Origin of the sequence: Bradyrhizobium iriomotense (assembly GCF_018130765.1) — a bacterium.
Classification (GTDB): Bacteria; Pseudomonadota; Alphaproteobacteria; order Rhizobiales; family Xanthobacteraceae; genus Bradyrhizobium; species Bradyrhizobium iriomotense_A.
Genome location: NZ_JAFCJZ010000011.1, coordinates 1 through 11,959 on the forward strand (window position 1 = coordinate 1; position 11,959 = coordinate 11,959).

10 protein-coding genes are annotated in these 11,959 nt (G+C 63.7%); all 10 read left to right on the top strand.

Translation table 11 applies throughout. The features are described from left to right. The first annotated feature begins 177 nt into the window (after positions 1–177). The 10 genes from JQ635_RS19435 (at position 178) to JQ635_RS19480 (ending at position 11,791) form a co-directional block, all read left to right on the top strand. Positions 178–1,440 carry an MFS transporter gene (locus JQ635_RS19435; protein WP_211411426.1) on the top strand — a complete coding sequence of 421 codons (1,263 nt, stop codon included), beginning with the start codon at positions 178–180 and terminating at the stop codon, positions 1,438–1,440. Between the two features lie 231 nt (positions 1,441–1,671). Then, positions 1,672–2,505 carry an outer membrane protein gene (locus tag JQ635_RS19440; RefSeq protein ID WP_211411427.1) on the top strand — a complete coding sequence of 278 codons (834 nt, stop codon included), beginning with the start codon at positions 1,672–1,674 and terminating at the stop codon, positions 2,503–2,505. A gap of 171 nt (positions 2,506–2,676) precedes the next feature. Next, positions 2,677–3,564, top strand: coding sequence for an outer membrane protein (locus tag JQ635_RS19445; RefSeq protein ID WP_211411428.1), 888 nt, complete (start codon positions 2,677–2,679; stop codon positions 3,562–3,564). 73 nt (positions 3,565–3,637) lie between these two features. Continuing rightward, positions 3,638–4,228: a glutathione S-transferase family protein gene (locus JQ635_RS19450; RefSeq protein ID WP_211411429.1), complete on the top strand. Its 591-nt coding sequence runs from the start codon at positions 3,638–3,640 to the stop codon at positions 4,226–4,228. A gap of 57 nt (positions 4,229–4,285) precedes the next feature. After that, positions 4,286–4,750, top strand: a complete 465-nt coding sequence (locus tag JQ635_RS19455) for a GNAT family N-acetyltransferase (protein ID WP_211411430.1) — start codon at positions 4,286–4,288, stop codon at positions 4,748–4,750. 256 nt (positions 4,751–5,006) lie between these two features. Further along, positions 5,007–5,213 (top strand): hypothetical protein, encoded by a 207-nt coding sequence (locus tag JQ635_RS19460; protein WP_211411431.1) that lies wholly within the window; start codon positions 5,007–5,009, stop codon positions 5,211–5,213. 79 nt (positions 5,214–5,292) lie between these two features. Next, complete coding sequence (locus JQ635_RS19465; RefSeq protein ID WP_211411432.1) at positions 5,293–6,465, top strand: phosphoserine transaminase; 1,173 nt, start codon at positions 5,293–5,295, stop codon at positions 6,463–6,465. A 150-nt stretch (positions 6,466–6,615) separates the two neighbouring features. Further along, entirely contained in the window at positions 6,616–8,205 is a 1,590-nt protein-coding gene (gene serA / locus JQ635_RS19470) for a phosphoglycerate dehydrogenase (RefSeq protein WP_211411433.1), read from the top strand. A gap of 191 nt (positions 8,206–8,396) precedes the next feature. Next, positions 8,397–9,569: a thiolase family protein gene (locus JQ635_RS19475; protein WP_211411434.1), complete on the top strand. Its 1,173-nt coding sequence runs from the start codon at positions 8,397–8,399 to the stop codon at positions 9,567–9,569. A 248-nt stretch (positions 9,570–9,817) separates the two neighbouring features. Beyond that, entirely contained in the window at positions 9,818–11,791 is a 1,974-nt protein-coding gene (locus tag JQ635_RS19480) for a methyl-accepting chemotaxis protein (RefSeq protein ID WP_211411435.1), read from the top strand. Positions 11,792–11,959 lie beyond the last annotated feature (168 nt).

The window sequence follows — 11,959 nt, forward strand, 5'->3', positions numbered from 1 at the left end:
CAACAGACCTGAACGAAACGAGAATTGTGTTACCCATGTCGTCGGTCTGAACTGTTACCTATGTTGCCGGTTGCTCAGAGACGCATCCCAGCCATTTGCGATTGACGCTGGTTCCACCGCCCCTTGCATCGTAATGAGCGGATGCGGCGGTTCGCCGCGCCTGCCGGGATCGCTGCATTGAACAAGCCTGTCGTCGTACCTGCGGAAACGCTGGCCGAGCCCGTCGTCGTCGCCGACGTTGCGCCCGCTGCTGCCAAATCTGCCGCGAAGGCCGCCGGGCCGGCCTATGTCGTGCTTGCAGGCATCAGCTTCTCGCACTTCCTCAACGACACCATGCAGTCGCTGATCGCCTCGGTGTATCCGCTCCTGAAGGACACCTACGCGCTCGACTTCGCGCAGATCGGCATGATCACGCTGGCCTTCCAGTTCACGGCCTCGCTGCTGCAGCCGGTGGTCGGGCACTACACCGACAAGAAGGCGCAGCCTTACTCGCTGTCGATCGGCATGGCCTCGACCTTCTTCGGCCTCTTGCTGCTCAGCGTTGCGCAGCAATATCTCGTCATCCTCGTCGCCGCCGCGCTGGTCGGCCTCGGCTCGGCGGTGTTTCATCCCGAATCCGCGCGCATCGCGCGGCTCGCCTCCGGCGGCCGCTACGGTTTTGCGCAATCGGTGTTTCAGCTCGGCGGTAGCTTCGGCACGTCGATGGGGCCGGTGCTGGCCGCGCTGATCGTGGTGCCGTTCGGGCAGGGCAGCATCGCCTGGTTCTCTTCGATCGCGTTCCTCGCCATTCTCATCCTCTGGCGCATCGGGCGCTGGTACGCGCCGCAGATCACGACGAAGAAGGCGGCGCCCGTCCACACTCAGCCCGGCGGGCCGAGCTCGCGCCGTGTCGCCGTTGCACTTCTCGTGCTGGTGGCGCTCTTGTTCTCAAAACAGCTCTACGTCTCGAGCCTGTCGAGCTACTACATCTTCTACCTGATCGACCGTTTCGGCGTGTCGACGCAGGCAGCGCAAATCTACCTCTTCATCTTCCTCGCGGCGAATGCGGTCGGAGCGTTCTTCGGCGGCCCCTTGGGCGATCGCTTCGGCCGCAAGATCGTGATCTGGATCTCGATCCTGGGCGCGCTGCCGTTCACGCTGGCGCTGCCTTATGCCGGGCTCTACGCCAGCGCGGTGCTGTCAGTGATCATCGGCCTCATCATCTCCTCGACGACGTCGTCGATCATCGTGTTCGCGCAGGAGCTGGTGCCGCACCGCTTCGGCATGATCTCCGGCGTGTTCTTCGGCGTCGCCTTCGGCATCGGGGGCTTGGGGGCGGCCGTGCTCGGCAAGCTCGCCGACCACACCTCGATCGAGTTCGTCTACCAGGTCTGTGCCTATCTGCCGGCGATTGGGCTGCTCGCGGTGTTCCTGCCCAAGCTGCCGCGCCACGCGCGTTAACAGTTTCTTTGTTGCTGCGTTGCGGCTTCACACATCGTTAGCAATTGGGCTCCGCCCAGCGCTTGCATTTTTGCAACGCTCCCGCTGCATCCGCGTGTAGGTAGAGAAAAAATCAACCTTAAAAATTAGGGTTAAGTGGCGCTTAAACATTTACTGCCATCGTCCGGGTCGTGAGTTTCCAGAACGTGGGGCGTCTGCATTTCTGCCTCACCGGCCATAAGGACGAAGCCAATGCGTAGCGTTAAGTCTCTCCTTGCCGCGGGTGCGGCAACCCTGATCTCGTCGATGGCGTTCGCCGCCGACATGCCGATCGCAGCGCCCCCTCCGATGTACGCGCCGCCGGCTCCGCCCGCCGATTTCGGCGGCTGGTATCTCCGTGGCGACGTCGGCATGACCAACCAGCGCGCCAAGAGCATCGAGGGTAACGTAGCGCCTGGGTTTACGAAGACGACGGAGGGACTCGGCTTCGATTCCTCGCCGCTGTTCGATCTCGGCGTCGGCTATCGCTTTAACAACTGGTTCCGCGCCGACGTGATCGGCCAGTACCGGGGCAAGGCCAATCTGCACGGCAGCGACAACGTCATTGGACCCGGCTTCGTCGGCGTCAACAATTACACCGGCAGCAAGTCCGAGTGGGTCGTCATGGCGAATGCCTATGTCGATCTCGGCACCTGGTGGTGCATCACCCCGTTCATCGGCGCCGGTCTCGGCGGCTCCTACAACAAGATCAGCGGCTTCCGCGACGACGGCGTGTCGTTCAGCGGTGGCGCGCTGTCCAACAGCGTCGCTTACTTCGCCGACAACGGTAAGTGGAACTTCGCCTGGGCCGCCCACGCCGGTCTCGCCTACAAGGTCAATCCCGGGTTCACCGTCGAACTGGCCTACAGCTACATGAACCTCGGCGACGCAGCGCCCGGCAACTTCCGCCTGTTCGACAACAGCGCCTCCGGTCCGACCTCGATCAAGCTCAAGGAGCTCACCTCGCACGATCTCAAGCTCGGCGTGCGCTGGGATCTCAACAGCCCGCCGGCCTACGTGCCGCCGCCGCTCGTCACCAAGGGCTGATCCTCAAGCCCATCGCTTAACGTCTCTTAACGGCGCGGGATCATCCCGCGCCGTTTTGCTTTGCGGATTTTTCATGGCCCGACGGCGGCGAAATCACCGGACGCAACCATTGGTTAAGGTTAACGAGCCATGATCATCGGCGAAAGTTCGAGTCCGATCTGGAGCGTTGCGATGCGTAGGCTTTTGTTGGCGGCGGTGATGTTGGGGACGGTGTCTGCCGCACACGCGGCCGATATGCCGGATCTGCCGGTCCTGCGCGGCGGCTTCACCGACGGCCTGTCGAAGACGTCCCGCAACTGGGACGGCTTCTATGTCGGCGGCAACGCCGGCTATACCACCAACGCCACCGATTTCAGCCAAAGCGTCGTCGGCCTGACCAACTTCATCTTCCGCGACAGCGTTCTTCAGCAGCCGACGTCGACATGGTCGCTGATGAACAAGACCAACACGCAAGGCGTCAATTTCGGCGGCTTCATCGGCCGCAACTGGCAATGGTATGATGCCATTCTCAGTCTCGAGGGCACCTACAGCTACTTCAACAATCTCGCGACATCGACGTCGGGCTCGAACTCGCTCATGATCGTCAACCCGGCCGGCGAAACACGCCCCCCGGGCATCACCAACAACTATGGCGTGACGCTGACCGGTACCGCTGCGGCGCAGGTCAAGGACATGATCACGTTGCGCGGGCGCGTGGGTTGGGACGGTGGCGACTTCATGCCCTACATGTTCGCCGGAGCGGCTGTCGGTCGCATGGACGTCTCCCGTACGGTGACGAGCAACGTGACATTGCGGCAGGACTCGACGGTCACGGACGCGTTCGGCAACGTCATCACCGTCATCGGCACGACCAACCCCGTTCCGGCGCAATCGCAGACCCAGTCCCAGCACAGAACCAATACGTTCGCGGTGGGTTGGACTGCCGGTCTTGGTCTCGAATACTGCATCTGGGACGGTCTATTCGCGCGCGTCGAATACGAATATGTGAGATTCTCTCCCGTCATGAACACGCAGGTGACGCTGAACAACGCGCGCCTCGGCCTCGGCTACAAGTTCTGACGCGGCCGCGCCTCGCCGGTTGACAGGTTCTCTCCGTCCTGATGCTCTGTCGCTCCAAAGCGGGGTGGCGGAAATGAAGATCTACGGCGACAGCAATTCCGGAAATTGTCTGAAGGTGAAGTGGGTCTGCGACAAGCTCGCGGTGCCCTATCAGTGGGTCGAGATCGACACAAGCAAGGGCGAGACGCGCACGCCGCAATTCCTCAAGATGAACGGCGCCGGCCAGGTGCCGACCGTCGCCTTCGACGACGGCCGCACGCTGGCGCAGTCCAATGCCATCATCCGCTATCTCGCCCGCGACAGCGTCCTCATTCCGCGTGATGCCTTTGCCGCGGCGAAGATGGATGAATGGCTGTTCTGGGAGCAGTACAGCCACGAGCCCTATATTGCGGTGTGCCGCTTCCAGCTTGTCTATCTCGGCAAGGACGCCTCCGAGCTCGATCCTGAAAAGGTCAAGCGTGGCTATGCGGCGCTCGACCGCATGGAGCAGCATCTCGCCACCAGCCGCTTCTTCGCCGGCGATGCGGTGTCGCTCGCCGACGTCTCGCTGCTCGCCTATACGCGCGTCGCGCATGAGGGCGGTTTCGATCTCGGTCGCTATGCGGCCATCCGCCGCTGGATCGGCGAGGCCGAGGCCTTTCTCGGCCTGCCCGCGGCGCGCTGAGTCTTCGCGCGGAGTCTTGGCGCTGAGTCTTGGCGCTGAGTTTCTGGAGTTTCCCGTATGAACGATAAGTCCGTCTCGATCCGTCCCGCGCGCCGCGAGGACGTGCCGGCGATCGTGGCGATGCTCGCCGATGATCATCTCGGGCGGGGCCGCGAGCGCGTGGAGGATCCGCTGCCTGCATCCTATTACGCGGCATTCGCGCGGGTCGAGCGCGATCCAAACCTGACGCTCGTCGTTGCCGAGAGCGAGGGCAGGGTGGTCGGCTGCCTGCAACTCGCTGTTCTCTCAGGCATCAGCTCGCAAGGCGGCATCCGCGGTCTGCTCGAGGACGTGCGCGTTGCCACTGATTGTCGCAGCCGCGGCATCGGCGAGAAGTTGGTGCAATGGGCGGTGACGGAAGCAAAGGCGCGTGGCTGCAATTTGGTCGAACTGCCGACGCATCAGACGCGAACAGATGCACAGCGATTCTACAAGCGGCTGGGATTCACAGCGAGTCATGTCGGTATGACTGTCCGCTTTTGAGGCAGCAGGAGCGTTTTCGAGCGAAGTGGATACCGGTTCGCGTCAAGAAAAACGCGTCAATGCAAAAATCCAGAGTCCCGTTCCGGTTGTATCGGAATGGGGCTCTGGCCGCGGCCGTTGCGCCATCTACAAATTCGGATCGCGCGTTCGTTCATCTTAAGAGCTGATAAACTACCCAGCCGTCGTTCACGTGGACGCGGGAACGAACGGTGCTACGCAGCGTCAGACACCGGGCTCGGTCGGTTCGGGGATTTCGATGACAAGCTATTCCATGATCAAGGTCGGCAACCACTACGTTGTGCAGGCCAACGACAAGTGCATTTTGAAAGTCGGCAGCCGCCGCCGTGCCGCGCAATTGATCAGCGAGGCCACGGACTTGCTGAATGCGCTCACTGCGGTCGAATCCCCGGAAATCGCCCCCGAGGCGCCTTCACTCCAGCGTGAGACGTCCGAACTTCCTTGACGACTCTTCCCGTTTCCCGTATCAGCCGCGGCGGGACACCTCCCCCCAACGGGAGGCTTACTATCTGGAAGGGTAGATCATGACTGTAGCGAAGCCCGCTTCGCGGCCGACTGTGCCGCATTTTTCCTCCGGCCCCTGCGCCAAGCGCCCCGGCTGGAACGCCCAAAATCTCAAGGACGCAGCGCTCGGTCGCTCGCATCGCGCGAAGGTCGGCAAGACCAAGCTCAAGCTCGCGATCGATCTGACGCGCGAAGTGCTTGAAGTGCCCGCCGATTATCGCATCGGCATCGTGCCGGCCTCCGATACCGGAGCGGTCGAAATGGCGCTGTGGTCACTGCTCGGTGCGCGGCCCGTCACCACGCTCGCCTGGGAATCCTTCGGCGAGGGCTGGGTCAGCGACATCGTCAAGGAATTGAAGCTCAAGGACGTCACCAAGCTCAACGCTGGTTATGGCGATATCCCCGACCTCTCCAAGGTCGATCCCAAGAGCGACGTCGTCTTCACCTGGAACGGCACCACCTCGGGCGTGCGCGTGCCGAACGCCGACTGGATCAGCGCGACCCGCGAAGGCCTGACCATCTGCGACGCGACGTCCGCCGCGTTTGCGCAGCCGCTCGACTGGCCGAAGCTCGACGTCGTCACCTTCTCCTGGCAGAAGGCGCTCGGCGGCGAAGCCGCGCACGGCATGCTGATCCTGTCGCCCCGCGCGGTGGAGCGGCTCGAGACCTACAAGCCGGCCTGGCCGCTGCCAAAGATCTTCCGCATGACCAAGGGCGGCAAGCTCAACGAAGGCATCTTCGTCGGCGAGACCATCAACACGCCGTCGATGCTCTGCGTAGAGGATTATCTCGATGCGCTGAACTGGGCCAAGTCGATCGGCGGCCTCAAGGCGCTGATCGCGCGCGCCGATGCCAACACCAAGGTGCTCGCCGACTGGAAAGTGAAGACGCCCTGGATCGACTTCCTCGCCAAGGACGCCTCGATCCGCTCCAACACCTCGGTGTGCCTGAAGTTCACCGATCCCGCGATCACCTCGCTCTCGGACGACGCGCAGGCCGAGTTCTCCAAGAAGCTGGTCGCGCTGGTCGAGAAGGAAGGCGCCGGTTACGACTTCGCCTATTACCGGGATGCGCCGGCCGGCCTGCGGATCTGGTGCGGCGCCACGGTGGAAGCAAAGGACGTCGAGCTGCTGACGCAGTGGATCGACTGGGCCTTCGCCGAGACCAAGGCCACGCTGGCCAAGGCGGCGTAAGCAAACCAACTCCTCGTCATGGCCGGGCTTGACCCGGCCATCCATCAATCAAGAGAGATGGATCCGCGGGGTTCTGGCGCGAAGACGCGCTTCGCGCTTAAGCCCGCGGATGACGTTCCGTAAATGCAGCACGCACCACGGATCATCCCCATGACCAAACCCAAAGTTCTCATTTCCGACGCACTCTCTCCCGCCGCTGTTCAGATCTTCAAAGACCGCGGTGTCGAGGTCGACTTCCAGCCCAACCTCGGCAAGGACAAGGACAAGCTCGCCGAGATCATCGGCAATTACGACGGCCTCGCGATCCGCTCCGCGACCAAGGCGACCGCCAAGATCCTCGAGAAGGCGGCCAAGCTGAAGGTGATCGGCCGCGCCGGCATCGGCGTCGACAATGTCGAGATCCCGGCCGCGACGGCCAAGGGCATCATCGTGATGAACACGCCGTTCGGCAATTCGATCACGACCGCCGAGCATGCCATCACCCTGATGCTGGCGCTCGCCCGCGAGATCCCGCAAGCCGACGCCTCGACCCAGGCCGGCAAGTGGGAGAAGAACCGCTTCATGGGCGTCGAGATCACCGGCAAGGTGCTCGGCGTGGTCGGCTGCGGCAATATCGGCTCGATCGTCGCTGATCGCGCGCTCGGCCTGCGCATGAAGGTGATCGCGTTCGATCCCTTCCTGTCGCCGGAGCGCGCCAAGGACATCGGCGTCGAGAAGGTTGATCTCGACGATCTCCTCAAGCGCGCCGATTTCATCACGCTGCACACGCCGCTGACCGAGAAGACCAAGAACATCATCGACGCGGCCGCGATCGCCAAGATGAAGAAGGGCGTGCGCCTGATCAACTGCGCCCGTGGTGGTCTCGTCGACGAGCAGGCGGTGGTCGATGCGCTCAATTCCAAGCACATTGCGGGTGCCGCCTTCGACGTCTTCGTCGAGGAGCCCGCGACGTCCAACGTGCTGTTCGGCCATCCCAACGTGATCTGCACCCCGCATCTCGGCGCCTCCACCACGGAAGCGCAGGAGAACGTCGCGCTCCAGGTCGCCGAGCAGATGTCGGACTACCTGCTCACCGGCGCGATCTCGAATGCGGTCAACTTCCCCTCGATCACGGCGGAAGAGGCGCCGAAGCTGAAGCCGTTCATCGCGCTTGCCGAGAAGCTCGGCTCGTTCGCCGGCCAGCTCACCGAGACCGGCATTCTCAAGGTCGAGATCACCTATGAAGGCCATGTCGCCGAGATGAAGATCAAGGCGATCACCTCGGCCGTGCTGTCGGGCCTGCTGCGGCCGATGCTGGGCGAGGTCAACGTGGTGTCGGCACCCGTCGTCGCCAAGGAGCGCGGCATGGTGGTGGACGAGATTGTGCGCGCCGCCCAGAGCGACTATGAGAGCCTGATCACCGTCACCGTCGCGACCGAACGCCAGGAGCGCTCGGTCTCCGGTACCGTCTATCACGACGGCAAGCCGCGCCTCGTCGACGTCAAGGGCATCCGTGTCGATGCCGAGTTCGGCAAGTCGATGATCTACATCACCAACGAGGACAAGCCGGGCTTCATCGGCAAGTTCGCAAGCCTCCTCGGCGATGCCAAGATCAATATCGCGACCTTCCATCTCGGCCGCGTCGCGCCCGGCAGCGATGCCATTGCGCTGGTCGAGGTCGACGGCGCGGTGCCGGCGGACGTGCTCGCCAAGGTGCTGGCCTTGCCGCAGGTCAAGCAGGCCAAGGCGCTGACGTTCTGAGGCACAGTCGTTCCGTGGCGCGTGCCACGGAATGACGCGCATCATATATTCCGACCTGCGGAACAGCGCCGCCTCCATCGCCGGAGGCGGCGTTTTTATTTTCCCCGCGACCACCAAACTTTGTGTACCAATGGCGCCCAGAACGCCTCGTAACTACGTTCCGTTCAAATCGTTCGACAAGGGAGAAAACAATGCGTGAAGCCGTCATCGTTTCCTATGCGCGCACGGGCCTGGCCAAGTCCGGCCGCGGCGGGTTCAACATCACGCCGCCGATGTCGCTTGCGGCGCACGCCATCCAGCACGCGGTTGATCGCGCCGGCGTCGACAAGGACTATGTCGAGGACTGCTATCTCGGCAATTGCGCCCACGGCGCGCCGAACATCGGCCGCCAGGCCGCGCTGCTCGCGGGCCTGCCGAAGACCACCGCCGGCGTCTCGGTGAACCGGTTCTGCTCCTCGGGGCTGCAGACCATCGCGATGGCCGCCAACTCGATCCGTTCCGACGGCGCCGACTGCATCGTCGCCGGCGGCGTCGAGAGCATCTCCATTCCCGGCGGCGGCTCGCCGAAGGAATGGGTCGATCCTGAATTGCTCAAGGTCGCGCCCGACATCTTCATGGCGATGATCGATACCGCCGACATCGTCGCCGAGCGCTACAAGCTCAGCCGCGAATACCAGGACGAGTTCTCGCTGGAATCGCAGCGCCGCATGGCCGCCGCGCAGCAGGCGAACAAGTTCAAGGATGAGATCGTCCCGATGAAGACCAAGATGAAGGTCGTCGACAAGCAGACCAAGGCCGAGTCGATCGTCGACTACGTCGTCGACCGCGACGAATGCAATCGCCCTGACACCACGATGGAAGGATTGGCAAAACTCGAGCCGGTGAAGGGACCCGGCAAGTTCGTCACCGCCGGCAATGCCAGCCAGCTCTCCGACGGCGCCGCCGCCGTGGTGCTGATGGAAGCCAAGGATGCCGAGAAGCGCGGCCTCAAGCCGCTCGGCCGCTTCGTCGCCTGGGCGACCGCCGGCTGCGAGCCCGACGAGATGGGCATCGGCCCGGTGTTCGCAATCCCGAAGCTCCTGAAGCGCACCGGCCTCAAGATCGACGACATCGATCTGTGGGAGCTCAACGAGGCCTTCGCCAGCCAGTGCCTGTATTGTCGCGACCAGCTCGGCATCGATCCCGCCAAGTACAACGTCAACGGCGGCTCGATCGCGATCGGTCATCCCTTCGGCATGACCGGCGCCCGTCTCACCGGCCATTTGCTGCAGGAAGGCGCGCGCCGCAAGGCCAAGTGGGGCGTGGTGACGATGTGCATCGGCGGCGGCCAGGGCGGCGCCGGCCTGTTCGAGATCTACAGCTGATCCGGATCGTCACGGTCACCTGAAGACATGAAAGCACGGCGCCACAAGCGCCGTGTTTTTTTTGCCGCGCCTGTGCATCCTATCGTGCACAAGGCGCCGCCATAATCCTGACATTGGGATTCCCGTACCTCCCGTATGACGAGTATCGTGCATAAGCACGTAGTCTTACGTGTCCGCAAATTAACGGAAGTTTCCGCGCATTGAGGCTTCATTAATCGCATCCGCCACAATCAATTTTTGAAGCCAAGATGCGATTTCCCTCCCTCCGGCTCACGCACAAGATCACTGCAATCGGCGTCATTGGCGTCATCGGCGTCGTCCTGATCGGCGGCATCCATCTCTATGGTGAGCGCGCGATGAGCGCCTATCGCGACGCGGCCGAGGATGCGCGCAGCGTGTTCGAGCTGAACAACAGGATCGCGGTCGAGCTGCTCGAGGCGCGCCGCGCCGAAAAGGATTTCCTGCTGCGCAGCGATGCGGCCAAAGCTCAGCGCCAAATGGAGATCAGCAGGCGGGTGGCGCTCGACATCGAGACGCTGCGCGGCAGGATCGCGGCCCTCGGCAAGCCCGAGCTGGCGCAAAAGATCGACGCGATGAATGCGTCGCTGAAGACGTACCAGGCGCGCTTTGCCGCGGTGGTCGAGGAACGGCAGCGGCTCGGCCTCGACGAGAAGTCCGGCCTCGAAGGCCGCCTGCGCGCATCCGTCCACGGCATCGAGAGCCAGGTCGACCAGCTCCAGAATTCCCAGCTCAAGGTGATCATGCTCATGATGCGCCGGCATGAGAAGGATTTCATGCTGCGTCGCGACGCCAGATATGGCGACGACATGAAGAAGCGCGCGGCGGAATTCACGGCTGCCCTCGACGCCGCCACCATCCCCGACAGCGCGAAGACCGAGCTGCGTCAGAAGCTCGCCGACTATCAGCGCGACTTCTCGGCCTGGATGGAGACCGCGCTGAAGCTTGCGACCGAGTTGAAGGCGATGTCCGAGGCGTTCTCTGCGGTCGAGCCCGTGATCGAGCAGGTCTCGACATCGGTCGACCAGACCCGTGTCGAGGCCGATCGTCTGAACGATGCCGAGCGCGCCAGCATCCAGTTCTGGATTGCGGTCGCGATCGCGCTGGTTGCGACGGGCGTACTCGGCCTCGGCATCTTCATCGGGCGCTCGGTGTCGAAGCCGCTGACCGCGATGCGCGCGGCGATGATCGAGCTTGCCAACGGCAATTTCGCCATCGTGCTGCCGGGGCTCGGCCGGCCCGACGAGATCGGCGAGATCGCGCAGGCCGTCGAGACGTTCAAGATCAACGCCGAGCGGAAGGCGCGCGAGGAGGCGGAGGAGAAGATCAGGCAGGACAAGCTCGCCGCCGAGCGCCGCCGCGCCGACATGATCAGGATGGCCGACGATTTCGAAGGCGCGATCGGCGAGATCGTCGAGACCGTGTCGTCGGCGGCGACCGAGCTCGAGGCCTCCGCGACGTCGCTGACGACGACCGCCGGCCGCTCCACCGAGCTCGCGACGCTGGTCGAAGCCGCCTCCGAAGAGGCGGCGGCCAACGTGCAGTCGGTGGCCTCCGCGGCCGAGGAGCTGACCGCGTCCGTCAACGAGATCAGCCGGCAGGTGCAGGAATCCGCGCGCATGGCCGGCGAGGCCGTCAATCAGGCCGGGCAGACCAACGACCGCGTCAGCGAATTGTCGAAGGCTGCCGCGCGCATCGGCGACGTGGTCGAGCTCATCCATGCGATCGCGGGCCAGACCAACCTTTTGGCGCTCAACGCCACCATCGAGGCCGCGCGCGCCGGCGAAGCCGGGCGCGGCTTTGCCGTGGTGGCCTCGGAAGTGAAGGCGCTGGCCGAGCAGACTGCCAAGGCGACCGGCGACATCGGCCAGCAGATCTCGAGCATCCAGGTCGCGACCGAGGATTCCGTCGGCGCGATCAAGACCATCGGCGGCACGATCGAGCGTCTGTCCGAGATCTCCTCCACCATCGCCGCCGCCGTGGAAGAGCAGGGCGCCGCGACCAGCGAGATCTCGCGCAACGTCCAGAGCGCGGCCGCCGGCACCACGCAGGTCAGCGCCAATATCAGCAGCGTGCGCCAGGGCGCGACCGAGACCGGTTCGGCCTCCTCGCAGGTGCTCTCCGCGGCGCAGTCGCTGTCGAATGACAGCAACCGGCTGAAGATCGAGGTCAGCAGGTTTTTGGATACGGTGCGGGCGGCGTGATGGCGACGGCGGACTGGCGTGGGTTAGAGCGGTCGTGCCGCAGGTTTAACCTCTCCCGCTTGCGGGAGAGGTCGGCGCGAAGCGCCGGGTGAGGGCTCTTTCCTCTAGGAGATTGTCCCGGTGCGGAGGCACCCTCTCCCCGACCCTCTCCCGCAAGCGGGAGAGGGA

What these genes read in the sequence shown, in the direction of transcription:
- JQ635_RS19460 (WP_211411431.1), top strand. Translation starts at nt 5,007, where the DNA reads ATGACAAGCTATTCCATGATCAAGGTCGGCAACCACTACGTTGTGCAG.
- JQ635_RS19445 (WP_211411428.1), top strand. Translation starts at nt 2,677, where the DNA reads ATGCGTAGGCTTTTGTTGGCGGCGGTGATGTTGGGGACGGTGTCTGCC.
- JQ635_RS19440 (WP_211411427.1), top strand. Translation starts at nt 1,672, where the DNA reads ATGCGTAGCGTTAAGTCTCTCCTTGCCGCGGGTGCGGCAACCCTGATC.
- JQ635_RS19450 (WP_211411429.1), top strand. Translation starts at nt 3,638, where the DNA reads ATGAAGATCTACGGCGACAGCAATTCCGGAAATTGTCTGAAGGTGAAG.
- JQ635_RS19480 (WP_211411435.1), top strand. Translation starts at nt 9,818, where the DNA reads ATGCGATTTCCCTCCCTCCGGCTCACGCACAAGATCACTGCAATCGGC.
- serA (WP_211411433.1), top strand. Translation starts at nt 6,616, where the DNA reads ATGACCAAACCCAAAGTTCTCATTTCCGACGCACTCTCTCCCGCCGCT.
- JQ635_RS19455 (WP_211411430.1), top strand. Translation starts at nt 4,286, where the DNA reads ATGAACGATAAGTCCGTCTCGATCCGTCCCGCGCGCCGCGAGGACGTG.
- JQ635_RS19475 (WP_211411434.1), top strand. Translation starts at nt 8,397, where the DNA reads ATGCGTGAAGCCGTCATCGTTTCCTATGCGCGCACGGGCCTGGCCAAG.
- JQ635_RS19465 (WP_211411432.1), top strand. Translation starts at nt 5,293, where the DNA reads ATGACTGTAGCGAAGCCCGCTTCGCGGCCGACTGTGCCGCATTTTTCC.